The sequence below is a fragment of the Neobacillus sp. CF12 genome, from assembly GCF_030348765.1.
GTDB lineage: Bacteria > Bacillota > Bacilli > Bacillales > Cytobacillaceae > Neobacillus.
Window position 1 is genome coordinate 5,514,706 of record NZ_JAUCEU010000007.1, and the last position, 14,639, is coordinate 5,529,344.

Annotated in this window: 21 protein-coding genes; 20 read left to right on the top strand and 1 reads right to left on the bottom strand. The window is 38.1% G+C overall.

Going from position 1 to position 14,639, the window contains the following annotated elements; translation table 11 throughout:
- Positions 1–11: 11 nt before the first annotated feature.
- From QUG14_RS26395 to QUG14_RS26415, 5 genes are all read left to right on the top strand, one after another.
- A complete protein-coding gene (locus tag QUG14_RS26395) occupies positions 12–716 on the top strand; it encodes an ABC transporter ATP-binding protein (RefSeq protein ID WP_289343437.1) in 705 nt (234 codons plus the stop codon).
- On the top strand, positions 716–1,390 hold the full coding sequence (locus QUG14_RS26400) for a heme exporter protein CcmB (RefSeq protein ID WP_289344242.1): 675 nt from the start codon (positions 716–718) through the stop codon (positions 1,388–1,390). Before QUG14_RS26395 ends, QUG14_RS26400 begins: the two co-directional genes overlap by 1 nt.
- Before the next feature lie 3 nt (positions 1,391–1,393).
- Positions 1,394–2,155, top strand: coding sequence for a cytochrome c biogenesis protein (locus QUG14_RS26405; RefSeq protein WP_289343438.1), 762 nt, complete (start codon positions 1,394–1,396; stop codon positions 2,153–2,155).
- A gap of 12 nt (positions 2,156–2,167) precedes the next feature.
- Positions 2,168–2,293 (top strand): CcmD family protein, encoded by a 126-nt coding sequence (locus QUG14_RS26410; protein ID WP_289343440.1) that lies wholly within the window; start codon positions 2,168–2,170, stop codon positions 2,291–2,293.
- Positions 2,294–2,453: 160 nt separating this feature from the next.
- Complete coding sequence (locus QUG14_RS26415) at positions 2,454–2,963, top strand: TlpA family protein disulfide reductase (protein ID WP_289343443.1); 510 nt, start codon at positions 2,454–2,456, stop codon at positions 2,961–2,963.
- 50 nt (positions 2,964–3,013) lie between these two features.
- Here QUG14_RS26415 and QUG14_RS26420 read toward each other — a convergent pair whose 3' ends face one another.
- The gene (locus QUG14_RS26420) at positions 3,014–3,685 is read right to left on the bottom strand and encodes an SIMPL domain-containing protein (protein ID WP_289343445.1); all 672 of its coding nucleotides are present in this window, start codon (positions 3,683–3,685) and stop codon (positions 3,014–3,016) included.
- 141 nt (positions 3,686–3,826) lie between these two features.
- Between QUG14_RS26420 and spoIIIAA the strand changes: the two genes are divergently transcribed.
- The 15 genes from spoIIIAA (at position 3,827) to QUG14_RS26495 (ending at position 14,637) form a co-directional block, all read left to right on the top strand.
- Positions 3,827–4,750 (top strand): stage III sporulation protein AA, encoded by a 924-nt coding sequence (gene spoIIIAA / locus QUG14_RS26425; RefSeq protein ID WP_289343446.1) that lies wholly within the window; start codon positions 3,827–3,829, stop codon positions 4,748–4,750.
- Positions 4,751–5,266, top strand: coding sequence for a stage III sporulation protein SpoIIIAB (gene spoIIIAB, locus QUG14_RS26430; protein WP_289343447.1), 516 nt, complete (start codon positions 4,751–4,753; stop codon positions 5,264–5,266).
- A gap of 11 nt (positions 5,267–5,277) precedes the next feature.
- The gene (gene spoIIIAC / locus QUG14_RS26435; RefSeq protein ID WP_007084610.1) at positions 5,278–5,481 is read left to right on the top strand and encodes a stage III sporulation protein AC; all 204 of its coding nucleotides are present in this window, start codon (positions 5,278–5,280) and stop codon (positions 5,479–5,481) included.
- 16 nt (positions 5,482–5,497) lie between these two features.
- Entirely contained in the window at positions 5,498–5,887 is a 390-nt protein-coding gene (gene spoIIIAD, locus QUG14_RS26440) for a stage III sporulation protein AD (RefSeq protein ID WP_095247152.1), read from the top strand.
- A gap of 37 nt (positions 5,888–5,924) precedes the next feature.
- A complete protein-coding gene (spoIIIAE, locus tag QUG14_RS26445; RefSeq protein ID WP_289343450.1) occupies positions 5,925–7,124 on the top strand; it encodes a stage III sporulation protein AE in 1,200 nt (399 codons plus the stop codon).
- 11 nt (positions 7,125–7,135) lie between these two features.
- On the top strand, positions 7,136–7,768 hold the full coding sequence (spoIIIAF, locus tag QUG14_RS26450) for a stage III sporulation protein AF (protein WP_289343451.1): 633 nt from the start codon (positions 7,136–7,138) through the stop codon (positions 7,766–7,768).
- Entirely contained in the window at positions 7,758–8,408 is a 651-nt protein-coding gene (gene spoIIIAG, locus QUG14_RS26455; RefSeq protein WP_289344244.1) for a stage III sporulation protein AG, read from the top strand. Before spoIIIAF ends, spoIIIAG begins: the two co-directional genes overlap by 11 nt.
- A 15-nt stretch (positions 8,409–8,423) precedes the next feature.
- Positions 8,424–8,978 carry a SpoIIIAH-like family protein gene (locus QUG14_RS26460; RefSeq protein ID WP_289343452.1) on the top strand — a complete coding sequence of 185 codons (555 nt, stop codon included), beginning with the start codon at positions 8,424–8,426 and terminating at the stop codon, positions 8,976–8,978.
- Between the two features lie 136 nt (positions 8,979–9,114).
- Complete coding sequence (gene accB, locus QUG14_RS26465; protein WP_289343454.1) at positions 9,115–9,630, top strand: acetyl-CoA carboxylase biotin carboxyl carrier protein; 516 nt, start codon at positions 9,115–9,117, stop codon at positions 9,628–9,630.
- A gap of 11 nt (positions 9,631–9,641) precedes the next feature.
- A complete protein-coding gene (gene accC / locus QUG14_RS26470; protein WP_289343456.1) occupies positions 9,642–10,997 on the top strand; it encodes an acetyl-CoA carboxylase biotin carboxylase subunit in 1,356 nt (451 codons plus the stop codon).
- Positions 10,998–11,015: 18 nt separating this feature from the next.
- Positions 11,016–11,423 (top strand): Asp23/Gls24 family envelope stress response protein, encoded by a 408-nt coding sequence (locus QUG14_RS26475; protein WP_289343457.1) that lies wholly within the window; start codon positions 11,016–11,018, stop codon positions 11,421–11,423.
- A 347-nt stretch (positions 11,424–11,770) separates the two neighbouring features.
- On the top strand, positions 11,771–12,160 hold the full coding sequence (nusB, locus tag QUG14_RS26480) for a transcription antitermination factor NusB (RefSeq protein WP_289343458.1): 390 nt from the start codon (positions 11,771–11,773) through the stop codon (positions 12,158–12,160).
- 27 nt (positions 12,161–12,187) lie between these two features.
- Entirely contained in the window at positions 12,188–13,042 is an 855-nt protein-coding gene (gene folD / locus QUG14_RS26485; protein ID WP_289343459.1) for a bifunctional methylenetetrahydrofolate dehydrogenase/methenyltetrahydrofolate cyclohydrolase FolD, read from the top strand.
- A 13-nt stretch (positions 13,043–13,055) separates the two neighbouring features.
- Positions 13,056–14,414, top strand: a complete 1,359-nt coding sequence (gene xseA, locus QUG14_RS26490) for an exodeoxyribonuclease VII large subunit (protein ID WP_289343460.1) — start codon at positions 13,056–13,058, stop codon at positions 14,412–14,414.
- Positions 14,404–14,637: an exodeoxyribonuclease VII small subunit gene (locus QUG14_RS26495; protein WP_289343461.1), complete on the top strand. Its 234-nt coding sequence runs from the start codon at positions 14,404–14,406 to the stop codon at positions 14,635–14,637. The genes xseA and QUG14_RS26495 overlap by 11 nt, the downstream gene beginning before the upstream one ends.
- Positions 14,638–14,639 lie beyond the last annotated feature (2 nt).

Genomic DNA, 14,639 nt, shown 5'->3' on the forward strand with positions numbered 1-14,639 from the left:
AGGGATACCAGATGATAGAAATAAAGAAGCTTACAAAGCAAGCCGACAATAAGTTAATCCTACGTGGTGTTGACCTATCAATTAGTAAGGGTGAAACTGTTGCAATACTTGGCCCAAATGGTGCGGGAAAAAGTACACTACTAAAAGTGCTTGCAACATTAATAAAGCCTACATCAGGTCTTGTAAAGATTAACGGATTGGATCTAAAAATGGATCATATAAAAGTAAAAAAACTGTTTGGATACTTACCGCATTCTAGCTTGCTTTACGATCATTACACACCATTAGAAAATTTACTATTCTTTGGTGAGTTGTATGGTGTCAAGGACGTTGAAAATCGAGCTAGACAATTGGTTAATGAGGTTGGGTTGTCATTCTTTATTAATGAACCAGTAAAGAACTTCTCTCGTGGGATGATACAGAGAATTGCAATTGCAAGGGCCATTATCCATGAACCTAAAATCATGCTGCTAGACGAACCACATACAGGATTGGACCAAGGTGCCATTACGATTCTTAATAATGTTGTTCTTTCCATGAAAGAAAAGGGATGTACGACATTAATAGTAACACACGATTTCAAACAAGCTGCTGAAATCTGTGATCGAATAATAATCGTGAAGAACGGCAAAATCGCAGATGATTTTAGAATCAATAATAAATCCTTAAGTTTAGTTTCTGAAAAATACCAACTGCTGGTGGAGGGAGTATCTTGATGTTTAGAGCAGCCCTCACAATTGCAAAAAAGGATATATATTCCGAACTTAGAACAAAACAAGTTTTGGGTACCATGATTATATTTGCTGGCCTAGTCATCTTAGTCCTAAGTTTTGCTTTTGATCCAGCAAACAATACGACAAAAGCAGTGATTCCAGGTGCTGTCTGGATTATCATTGTATTTTCGGGAATCTTGGGCCTTAATCGATCATTAGTATCTGAGCAGCGAAATGATACCATGCATGGTTTATTGGTTGCACCAATGGAAGCGTCTAGCATTTATTTAGGCAAATTCATGGCAAACTTCTCAATGATATTAATTGTAGAAATCGTATCGATTCCGTTTCTATTTTTATTATTTGATTTTAAAGTAAATGGCAGTATTTTATATTTTATCTTAGTGCTATTTGTTGGGAGTTTCGGCTTTATTGCAATTGGAACTTTCTTGGCAGCATTAGCTTCCAATTCCAAGAGCAGTGAAATGTTATTACCGCTTTTGCTTTTCCCAATGACTAGCCCGGTTTTAATTGGTGTAACCCAAGCAACAAAAATTATTCTTACGAATATGGAGAAATTACCTAGTGCTCTTGCTTGGCTGCAATTGGTCGCTGCCTATGATGTAATTTTCTTTGTACTATGCTTTTTACTAATTGAGTACGTTCTGGAGGTTTAAAAGATGAGTATGAGTCTTGAAAGAGAAAAGCTGCCCCTAGAGGTAACTGATTTGGCACCAGTAAAAAGTTCGCTGTTTACCAAAGTTTTATATGGTGGTATGGTCGTAACCATGTTAGCGGCATTTTACTTTATTTTCTTATATGCAGAAATTGAAAAAACAATGGGGGCTGTTCAAAAGATATTTTATATGCATGTTCCATCAGCCTGGGTGGCATTTTTAGCATTCTTTGTAACATTTGTATTTAGTATCATGTTTTTGGTTAAACGCAAAAGAATTTATGACACATATGCGTATGTTTCTGCTGAAATCGGTGTTGTATTTACTCTGATTGTATTAACAACTGGACCAATTTGGGCGAAGTCTTCATGGAATACATGGTGGGCTTGGGAACCACGCCTAACCACAACACTAATCCTTTTCTTCCTTTTTGTCGCATACTTGATGGTTCGACAAATGGATGGGGTTTGGGATAAAAAGGCTAGACTAGCTGCAGTATTTGGAATTATCGGCTTTGCAGACGTTCCAATTGTATTCTTTGCCATTCGTTGGTGGCAATCTAAATTCCATCCAATCGTATTCGGAGATGGACCGTCACAACAAGGTGGAGGAATAGCACCTAGTATGCTTGTTGCCTTATTGGTTACGATTGCTGCTTTTACTTTCCTTTATGCATACATCCTTCATAAGGGTGTATCCTTTGAAAATATGAAAATTAAAGTTAGTCATTACAAAGAAAAACTACGTGAAAGACTAGAAAACTAGGAGGAATTAATTATGGAATTCATGTATGCTGCATATTCAGTCGTTTGGGTAATTATTTTTGGTTATATGCTTGTAATTGGAAAACGTCACAGCAGCCTAAAAAAAGATATTGAGTTTTTAAAACAACTGGATAAATAGAAAAGCGGAAGCGCCTTGCTCAGGGGCGACAGGCATAAGACGAGCCGGCGAGAAGGTTTCTTTTTAACCTTCTTGACGGATTGGCTTATGACCCCGAGCCCCTAGGCGCTGAAGCTAGCCATTTCTATAGTCTACCAATTTTTTGTCAGGAGGAAGTGGGATGAGCAGACGAGTTATAAACTTACTCGTGTTGTTCCTATTAATTGGAATGTTTGGTTTTTTTGGATATAGTTTGGCAAGTAAAGGTGACAATACCGATGTTGGAGACCAAGCATATAACTTTGAACTTCCAAATTTAGACGGAACCAATACGAAGCTCTCTGATTACAAAGGTGAAATTATTATCTTGAATTATTTTGCATCATGGTGTAAACCATGTGTAGATGAAGCCCCAGAGCTTGAGGCATTTGCAAAGGATTACGGCGATAAATACAGATTAATTATGATCAACAAGGGCGAAACAAAGGACAGAGTAAAAAAGTTCCTTGAAAAATATAACACACCTGCCGTATATGTATTTGATTACAATTCTAAAATTGCAAAAAAGTATAATGTCACAGGACAGCCTGAAACATTTGTCATTGATAGACAAGGAATCATAAGAGAACATTACAATGGTCCCGTAACATCAGCACAATTATATGAAATGGTAAAAAAATACGACCAATAATCGTTTGAAAAGGATTGAACCACTTTCTACAGTGCTCAATCCTTTTTTTATCACCCAATCGGATGGTATTTGTATTCTGCAGCAACACTAGCTTTGATTAAGAGTTGCCCAGGTTCAATTTGAGTTGAACTAGCACTTTTACCAAACGCTATATGTTGGCTCTCAAAGGGCTGTATCGTATCTCCTCCTTCCGTGACTTGAATCGGTATGGGATTTAGTGTCACTCTGAGGGTATTAGCAATTGTGGTCGCTTTGTTGTTTGCACTTTTCAAAGCCATTGCAAGTGCTTGTTGATAATAAGAATCTTTAAATCTAGTTGTAAATTGAACGTTAGCAACATAATTTGCTCCTGACTGAACCGCATTATCTATGATTTTTCCAATTATAGATAAATCATCTAATTTTACCTCCAAGATATGTGTAATTTTATATCCTCGAAAAATTTGTTTCCCTTGATCATAGTCATAAATAGATTCAATTCGATAATCAAAAGTTTGTATCTGATTTCGATCAATTCCTAACGCAATTAGAGTATCAATCACCTTTTTTCCAACATCAGAATTTTGCTGCTGTATATCAAGTAGTTCTTTACCTTCCGTTACGATACCTAGATGAACAGTGGCCATGTCTGGTGGAACAGAAATTTCCCCTTCACCCTTCACTTTTATTATATTGTTCCTTATGGATTGGGTATTCCGATCTCCAGGGTTCTGAATATACATGAAATTCCCCCCTTACTAATATTCCTTACTCCATAAATTACGTTTTACTTTACGAAGTATTCCTAGCAATCTAGTCATATTGTTTATCGAAAGGCATACATTTTAAATAATGAGACAAGCAACATGCAAGGAGGAAGATATGTGGAAACGATCCTAAAATTCTTACCAAAAAACATTGCAGATCTAATCAGTAAAATCCCTCCTAGTCAAAAAGAAGAATTGGAAGAAATCCGAATCCGTATCAACCGCCCAATAGAAATTACGATGAAGGGAGCTCCAAAGTTTCTATCGTATATTATTCGGCAAGAAGATGCTTTCCACTTAATGAATAAGATTAGCCAATTCTCCATATATACACTTGAGGAAGAGCTGAAGCGGGGGTATATCACGGTTTCAGGAGGTCATCGAATTGGACTTGCAGGAAAGGTAATCCTTGAAGAAGGTAAGGTAAAAGCAATAAGGGATATTGCTTCATTTAACATCCGGATTGCCAAGGAGAAGATAGGTATTGCGGAAAAGATTACTCCTTTTATTTTCAAAGACTTTTGGATGCATACGATGATTATTGGTCCACCTCAGACTGGAAAAACAACCATGTTGCGGGATATTGCCAGAATTATTTCTACTGGAAATCATGAAAAAGGGATTCATGCCTATAAGGTAGGCATCGTTGATGAACGCTCTGAAATTGCAGGCTGCGTGAATGGCATTCCTCAAATGTCGTTCGGACACCGTTTAGATGTGCTTGATGCTTGCCCAAAAGCTGAAGGAATGATGATGATGATCCGTTCAATGAGCCCGGATGTGTTAGTTGTAGATGAAATTGGCAGATTAGAGGATGCAGAAGCTATTCAAGAAGCGGTCCATGCCGGCATAAGACTTATTATGACCACTCATGGCTCCAGTATGGACGAAGTTAGAAATAGGCCATCATTAAAGACGATAATCGATCAAAACATTTTCCAACGATTTATTGTCCTGAGTAGATCTCAGGGACCAGGAACTATTACTCATATTTTAGATGGTAATGGAAAAGAACTCAGTCAAAAAGTGAGAGTGACGTAAATGGTTAAATTAATTGGTGCCATTTTTATAATACTCGCCACCACTTGGACAGGTTTTGAAGCCGCTAAACACTTAAGTGAACGACCGAGACAGCTTAGGCAATTAAGATCTGCGCTTCAATCACTTGAAGCGGAAATAATGTACGGTCATACACCTCTGCACGAAGCTGCAAGGAGGTTGGCGGCACAATTATCAAAGCCCTTATCATCATTTTTTGATGGTTTTGCAAAGAAACTGACTGATACAGAAACAACAGTAAAGGATGCTTGGGAAGATAGCTTGAAAGAGGTTTGGAAGCAGACTGCATTTAAACAAGGTGAATTTGAGATTATGAAACAATTTGGGGAAACCCTAGGTCGGCACGATCGCTTTTCCCAGCAAAAACATATCATGTTAACTCTTTCCCATCTCGAAAGAGAGGAAGCAGATGCAATTGACAAGCAAGCAAAATACGAAAAAATGGTAAAGAGTTTAGGGTTCTTTTCAGGATTATTACTGATTATTTTATTAATTTAGGGGGAAAAGCAATGGGCTTAGAAGTCGATATTATTTTTAAAATCGCCGGGGTTGGAATCGTCGTTGCGTTTTTGCATACAGTTCTTGACCAAGTTGGGAAAAAGGAATATGCCCAGTGGGTTACGTTATTCGGCTTTATTTATATTTTGTTTCAAGTCGCATCAATTGTTGACGACCTCTTCCAGAAAATAAAATCTGTCTTCTTGTTTCAATAGAAAGGAGGGCTTTGCCATTGAAATTATTAAAATAGTTGGAGTGGCTCTTGTCGCAACCTTTCTAGCATTAATCATAAAAGAGCAAAAACCTAATTTTGCCTTTCTCTTAATTGTATTTGTAGGCTGCAGCATTTTTCTGTTTTTAGTTGATAAAATCTATGAAATTATTCATATGCTTGAAAAGTTGGCAGTGAATGCAAATGTGAATTTGGTATATGTAGAGACTATTCTAAAAATCATTGGAATTGCCTACATTGCTGAGTTTGCATCACAAATTACCAAGGATGCTGGACAAGGTGCTGTTGCTTCAAAGATTGAACTTGCTGGGAAAGTTTTAATTCTTGCGATGGCCATTCCAATTTTAACTGTCATGATTGAAACCATAATTAAGCTAATTCCAAGTTAGCAGTTCATTTTCGTTTGAAAAATAGAGGTGAAAATTGATGAAGCAAAAGCTGCAGTTTATTCCCATTATGATTCTATTATTTCTTTTATTTACCTCAACAAGTGTACAAGCTAACGAAGAAGTGAATGTCGACTCGACACCTATTTCTCCACAGGAATTAGTAGATGCACAACTTAAAACAATGGATTTAACAGAGCTAAAACAATATTGGGAGGATATTCAAAATAAATACGGCGGTTTCCTTCCAGAAAGCCAAAAAGGCAGTTTGTACGATTTTGTAAAGGGAGATAAGAAATTTACTTTTAAGGATTGGACTCAGGGCATTCTAAAATTCTTGTTTCATGAATTTGTAGTAAATGGAAAATTGCTAGGCTCACTAATCCTTCTTACGATATTCAGTATGTTTCTCCAATCCATGCAAAATGCATTTGAAAGCAGCACGATCAGTAAAGTGGCATACTCCATCGTCTATATGGTTCTAGTAATCATTGCACTTAATAGTTTTCATATCGTCATAGAGTATACCAATGAGGCGATTGGGAGTATGATTTCTTTCGTCCTTGCACTGATTCCGCTCTTGTTAGCCTTAATTGCATCATCTGGAGGAATCATCTCCGCTGCTTTTTTCCACCCGGTGATTTTGTTTTTAATGAATATCAGTGGGATGTTCATGCAATATGTCATTCTGCCGCTGCTTTTTTTGGCCACTTTATTAAGTATTGTGAGTACGATGTCTGACCAGTATAAGGTAACTCAGCTTGCGCAGTTGCTGAGAAACTGGAGTATTGGCTTAATGGGGCTATTTTTGACGGTATTTCTAGGGGTCATTTCTGTGCAGGGTGCCTCTACAGCAATAACAGATGGTGTTGCCATTCGGACCGCGAAATTCGTAACTGGAAACTTTATCCCTGTTATTGGCAGAATATTTACGGACGCAGCGGATACAGTGGTCAGTGCCTCTGGATTGCTGAAGAATTCTGTTGGGATAGCAGGTGTAGCCATTCTTCTCATAATCGTTGCTTTCCCAGCTTTAAAAATCTTGATGATCGCGTTTATCTATAAATTTGCTGCTGCTATTTTACAGCCATTAGGCGGAGGGCCGGTTATTAAATGCTTGGATATTATTAGCAAAAGTGTAATATATGTTTTCGCTGCATTGGGTATTGTCTCTCTCATGTTCTTTTTAAGTATTACAGTAATTGTCGCTGCAGGGAATTTAACGATGATGATGAGATAGGAGAGAACGTTATGGATTTTTTAATAGAATGGGTAACAAATATTATCTTGTTTATCCTTCTAGCAACCGTTATAGATATGCTGCTTCCAAATACAGGTTTACAAAAATATACAAAAATGGTTACAGGACTGCTGCTGATTGCAATCATCCTTACCCCCATTTTTAAATTGATCTCGAAGGATTTTGAAACTGCGATGGCTCAGATTCCCTCTTTTCAGGGTACAGAAGAAAAAAATATGGAAAATTCGATAGAATTGCAGAAAAAAGAAATACAAGCCTCCAATCATGCATATATTTTAAATACAATGGCTGTCCAACTTGAAAAGGGAGTAGAAGAGGAGTTGATGGAACAATTTGGTTTGGAAATTGCAAAAATAGAATTAGCAACTAAGAATGATAGTCAAGAAGAATTCCCTGAAAACCTTGAAATGGTTACAGTTCACCTAAAGGAGCCAGAAACAGGGGTAGAGACAGTCGAAGCTATTCAACCAGTTAGTATTAACACAGGAGCGCCTCTTCCATCTAAAGATACAACAGAAGAATCAGAAAAAATCGCCGCATTTCTTTCGCAACAATGGAATGTAACCGAAAAAGCAATTGAAGTCTCGGTTGAAGGGGGGATGAATGGGCAAAATGGAGAATAATAAAGGACCATTTTCATGGCTTAAAAACATAGTTTCAAAGGGAGAAAACGGTGAAAAAAAGGCTGGGAAATATCAATATATGATTCTGGTACTTTGCATCGGGGCTGCCTTCATGATTGTCGGCAATGTGGTATTTTCTGATAAGTCAACTCCGCTCGAAAGTCAGGCAGTAAATAGCAGCCAAGCACAAGCGGAAGATGTTGAGACCTTCAGTCTAAAAAAAGACTCAAATAATAAGACAATCGCTGGTTATGAGGAATCATATGAGAAGCAGCTGACGTCAGCACTTGAAAAAATGTTGGGTGTAGACGATGTAATGGTAGTGGTGAACATTGATTCTACCGATAAGAAAGTGCTCGAGAAAAATACAGTAACAAAATCCCAAACAACAGAAGAAAAAGACAACGAGGGTGGGGAACGAAAAGTACAAGATACCTCAACGGATAGCCAAGTGGTTATCATCCGTAATGGAGAGAAAGAGGTACCGATTGTTATCGAAGAGAAAAAGCCTGAAATTCGTGGCGTTCTTGTAGTAGCCAAAGGTGCAGAAAATATTCAAGTGAAAAAATGGATTATAGAGGCAGTAACGAGGGTGTTAGATGTTCCAAGTCACCGAGTTGCCGTTATGCCTAAAAAATAAAAGGGGGATTTACGAATGCTATTGAAAAAACAAACAGTTTGGTTATTAACAATGTTAAGTTTGGTGGTTGTACTATCCGTATATTACATTACTTCACCTGAACAAAAAAGCAATGAACTAGCTGCCGTAAAGCAAGAAGAGAAAGCTGATCAAAAGGGAACTAAAACAGATACTGAAGCAAAAGATACCGATACAATCATTTCACAAGTTGCCGGTGACGAAGAATTTGAGGCATTACGTTTGAAGCTCCAAGATGAGCGCAGTGAACTGAAAGAGCAATTAAATGCTGTTGTAGCAACAACTGATTTGCCTGCTGATGAAAGAAGCGAAGCGATTGATCAAATGCAGAAGTTAAATGAAATCGCACAAAAGGAAGAAATGCTCGAAACTTTAATTAAAGCGATGGATTATGAGGATGCCCTGGTTAGAGCGGATGGTTCAACTGTAAAAATTATTGTAAAGTCTGATAAAGAGTCATCCAAATCAGAAGCAAATGCGATTATTCAAATGGTTAAGAAGGAAATTGGTGAAACAAACTTTGTGGCAGTTGAATTCCAGCCAACAAAATAAACGAAACAGTTAAAGGAAAGCATATCGTTGCTTTCCTTTTTTAGCTATTAGAGAAGAAGAATATTGAACTCTAACAAGGTATTAGCGTATAGTATTAGTAGTTAGTCTTAATTTAGTAGGACAAGGAGTGTTTTGATTGTTAAAAGTACAAGAAATTCGTGAGTTAATAAAATTAGTTGACCAGTCCAGCATCGATGAATTCACATATGAAAATGAGGGTTCAAAAATTAAAATGAAAAAAAATACGGGGACAACAGTTACAACTGTTCAAACAGTTCCTCTAGCAGCAGCTGAAGTGGTACCTGTGATTCAACCTACAACTCAAGCAGCAGTATCAACTACGGCACCTGTGCAAGAAGTAAAGGCAGAAACACCAAATACTATTGCATCAAGCCAAGCCGATACAGCTAATTTACACAAAATCACTTCCCCGATGGTTGGAACTTTTTATGCTTCACCAACACCGGAAGCTGATGCGTATGTAAAAGCTGGTTCTGTTGTAACGAAGGATTCTATCGTTTGTATTGTTGAAGCGATGAAATTATTCAATGAAATTGAATCAGAAGTTAATGGTGAAATTGTTGAAGTACTTGTGAAGAATGGTCAATTAGTAGAATACGGACAACCTTTATTTTTAGTAAAGCCAGAATAAGGAGCGATAGGATGATAAAGAAACTGTTAATTGCAAACAGAGGAGAAATTGCGGTCAGAATTATTCGTGCTTGTAGAGAAATGGGAATTGAATCTGTTGCCGTTTTCTCTGAAGCAGACCGTGAAGCTTTGCATGTACAACTTGCAGATGAAGCCTATTGCATTGGACCGACATTATCAAAAGATAGTTACCTAAATGTTACGAATTTAATTAGTGTGGCCAAGCTAACTGCTTGTGATGCCATTCACCCTGGCTATGGTTTCCTAGCTGAGAATGCAGATTTTGCTGAACTATGCCGCGAATGCAATATTACCTTCGTAGGACCGAGTCCTGAAGCCATTACAAAAATGGGCACAAAGGATATTGCTAGGGAAACCATGAAGGAAGCGGGTGTTCCGATTGTACCAGGTTCAACGGGCATCATAAATGATATTGATGAAGCACTTGAACTTGTAAGTAGAATAGAATACCCCGTGATCATCAAGGCAACTGCTGGAGGCGGAGGGAAAGGAATCCGCGTAGCGAAAAATGAACAGGAATTAGTTAAGGGAATTAATATTACACAACAGGAAGCTCTAACAGCTTTTGGTAATCCAGGAGTATACATAGAAAAGTATATTGAGGATTTCCGTCATGTTGAGATACAAGTCCTAGCGGATTCTTATGGGAATACGATCCATTTGGGAGAAAGAGACTGTACAATACAGCGTAGGTTGCAAAAGCTCTTAGAAGAGTCCCCTTCACCCGCATTAGATGGAGAAATTCGTACAGAAATGGGAAATGCTGCGGTAAAAGCTGCAAAAGCAGTTGATTATTCAGGTGCTGGAACGGTAGAATTTATATATGACTACCGCAATCGTAAATTTTACTTTATGGAAATGAACACAAGGATACAGGTGGAGCATCCTGTTACAGAAATGGTCACAGGTATTGATCTTATTAAGGAGCAAATCCGAGTTGCATCCGGTGAAAGGTTAACGGTAAATCAGCAGGATGTTACGTTTAATGGTTGGGCAATTGAGTGCCGAATCAATGCTGAGAATCCAGAAAAGAACTTTATGCCTTCTGCTGGAAAAATTAATATGTATTTGCCTCCTGGCGGCTTTGGAGTTCGAATTGATTCAGCTGCATACCCAGGTTATACCATTCCACCTTATTATGATTCCATGATTGCGAAAGTCATCACATATGGTAATACCAGGGAAGAAGCAATCTCACGAATGAAACGTGCACTAAGTGAATTTGTAATTGAGGGTATTCATACGACTATTCCATTCCATTTAAAATTGCTTGAGCATGAAAAATTCGTTGAGGGACAATTTAATACGAAGTTTCTTGAATTACATGATGTGATGAAGTCTATCTAAAATCAGGAGGTGTACTTTATGAGCGAGTATAATGTACTGGAAATGAATCAAGGAAACAGTGGCCACGGAAAAGTTGAAATTGCACCTGAAGTTATTGAAGTCATTGCGGGTATCGCTGCTTCTGAGGTTGAAGGCGTAGCGCAAATGCGTGGGAACTTCGCAACTGGTGTAGTTGAGCGGTTAGGCAAAAAGAACCACGGTAAGGGCGTAAAAGTAGAATTATCAGAAGAAGGAATTAAAGTTGACGTATACTGCTTAATGAAATTCGGTGTCTCAATTCCAACAGTTGCAGGTAAGATTCAGGATAACATCCGTCAAGCATTGCTCAATATGACAGCACTCGAAGCTGAAGCAGTAAATATACACGTAGTCGGCATCTCCTTCGAAAACCAAAAGCCAGACCCGGAAGTGGATGAAGAGATATAATATTCAGGCTATGTTAAAGGCTAATAATTGATATTAGCACCTGTTGATTTGCACGGAAGGCACGAAGACTCCTGCGGGAGGCTCCCCGGACCGCCCGCGGAAAGCGAAGTGCGTGGAGTGCAAATCAACAGACAAATTTAACTAAGCTTAGACCAAAGGGTTAAATCCTTTGGTTTTTTTCTTTTCTTGAGGTTATTAGTATACTGCATCTAGGTAAAAATAAGTTCTTACAGTGCGAATCAAACTTAGTTATGCTATTATCTTTCTATGAACAAAACATCATCATGCAATTCTTGTATCAAATTAGACAAAAATTAATCACTATCTCTAAAGGAGTTAACGGTATAATGAAAAGAAGAACAGCAAGGGAAAAAGCGTTACAGGCTCTTTTTCAAATCGATGTAAGTAATACGGATCCATCTTCTGCCATTGAACATGTGTTGGAAGGGGAGCCAGGAGATGACTACCTAACAAAACTTGTTTTAGGAGTTGTTGAACAAAAAAATGAAATTGATCCATTAATCAAAGAAAACCTTGAAAAATGGACGATTGATCGTTTAGCGACAGTCGACAGGAACTTATTAAGGATTGCCATCTATGAATTAAAATATTTCCGAGATGAAATTCCTGAAAATGTTATTTTAGATGAAGCGATTGAAATTGCTAAAATTTACGGTGATGAACAATCTAGCCGATTTGTTAATGGGCTCCTTTCGAAGGTAAAAGAAAAACTATAATAAAACATCAACTTAGGGGGAAATGACATGGCAGCAACTATTATTGATGGGAAAGAAATAGCCGCGAAAAAAAAGGTGGAAATTGCTCAGGAAGTCCAAAAATTAAAGGGATTAGGAGTTACGCCAGGACTTGCTGTAATCCTCGTAGGAAATAATCATGCCTCGAGAACATATGTAACCAATAAAGAAAAAACCTGTCAAGACCTTGGTATGCATTCTGTATTGATTGAATTACCAGAAACGACTTCGCAGGAAGAACTACTTACAAAAATTGAGGAACTAAATGGAGATCCAGCCATCCACGGGATTTTGGTACAACTACCTCTTCCAAAACATATCGATGAAACCAGAGTGATAGAATCAATCTCCCCCTTCAAGGATGTGGACGGGTTCCATCCGATAAATATTGGTAGAATGATGACAGGTCAAGATGCGTTCTTACCATGCACACCTTATGGGATTATGGTACTTTTAGAAGAGACAGGTATAAATGTCGCCGGTAAACATGTTGTAGTGGTTGGAAGAAGCAACATTGTTGGAAAGCCGGTAGGTCAGTTATTTCTTAATCAGCATGCAACCGTAACCTATTGTCATTCAAGAACAAAAGATTTAAAGTTCCATACTTCACAAGCAGATATTATTGTTGCAGCAGTTGGTATAGCCAACTTTATTAAAGCTGACCACATAAAAGAAGGTGCAATCGTTATAGATGTAGGGATAAACCGTAATGATGCTGGTAAGCTTTGTGGAGACGTTGCTTTTGATGAAGTGAGTGAAAAAGCAGGTTACATTACCCCTGTTCCTAAAGGAGTAGGCCCGATGACCATTACGATGCTTATGTATAACACTCTTAAATCAGCAAAAAATACGTTGCAGCTCTAAAAAGGAGTTTGTTATGCAGGAAAAAAAGTATTTATCTGTGCTGGCATTAACCAAATACATAAAAAGAAAATTTGATGCTGACCCACATTTACAGGATGTCCACGTCTGTGGTGAAATTTCAAACTTTAAACAGCATTCAAGTGGACATATGTATTTTACATTAAAAGATGAAAAAGCACGTATTCTTGCTGTAATGTTCGCAAGGGAATCACGTTCGATGAAATTTTCACCGGAAAATGGGATGAAGGTAGTTGTTAAAGGGGATATCTCTGTTTATGAACCAAGTGGCCAATATCAAATCTATATTAAAGAAATGCAGCCAGATGGTATCGGGGAGTTATTTTTAGCATATGAGCAGTTAAGAAAAAGACTTGAAACAGAAGGCTTATTTTCTATCCAACAAAAAAAACCAATCCCCAACTATCCAAAAACGGTAGGCGTTATTACTTCACCAACTGGAGCTGCAATACGGGATATTATCACGACCATTAAACGACGATACCCGATTGCCAATATACTTGTATTGCCTGCACTTGTTCAAGGAGAAAATGCTGCACCTTCGATCACACGAGCGATTGAAAAAGCCAATAGTATGGATGAACTTGATATCCTGATCGTTGGGCGGGGAGGCGGTTCTATTGAAGAATTGTGGGCATTTAATGAGGAGTTAGTCGCTCGAGCTATTTATCAATCTAGAGTTCCTATCATATCTGCTGTTGGACATGAAACAGATTTTACGATTGCCGATTTTGTTGCCGATATGCGAGCGCCAACACCGACGGCAGCAGCAGAGTTAGCTGTTCCGCACATCGATGAATTAATGGAGAGACTTTTGCAGCGGAGAACCCGTATGATCCAATCCATAAATGGAAGATATCGATATGAAAAGCAGCGATTAGACCGAGTTCAAAAATCTTATGCTTTTCGATATCCCCAGCGTCTATACGAACAAAAGTTGGAACAGGTAGATAAATTAACGGAAATGCTTGTTCGCGGTGCTTCTAGATTGACGGATGTAAAAAGGTCCCAGCATGAAACAATTCAAAAACGTCTAATGCTAAACCATCCAAGAGTAGCTTTACGAGAAGCTGAGAGTAGGTTTGACCGCTCACAAAAAGATATCCAACGGGCAATGGAACGGATCCTCTTAAAAAAACAAACGGAATTTGATAGGGTTCTTTCAACCCTCCAGGCCCTTAGTCCATTAAAAATAATGGAACGTGGATACAGCCTCGTCTATTCAAAGGAAAATGTACTAATAAAAAGTATTAAACAAGTTAAAGAGAACGAACCACTACAAATTCAATTAACAGATGGCAGCCTTCTCTGTAATGTACAGAACATAAAGGAGAGCGAAAACCGTGACTACTGAACAAAAGATTTCTTTTGAGGAAGCAATGAATAAGCTGGAGCAAATTGTGGATAAGCTTGAAGAAGGAGATGTCCCCCTAGAGGCGGCAATTGTCTTTTATAAAGAGGGGATGGAACTGTCTAAACTTTGCCATGATAAGTTAAAAAGTGTTGAGGAACAACTAACACAAATCATTACGGAGGATGGACGTAAACAAAACTTTACGATAGAAGAGGAGGCGTAAGC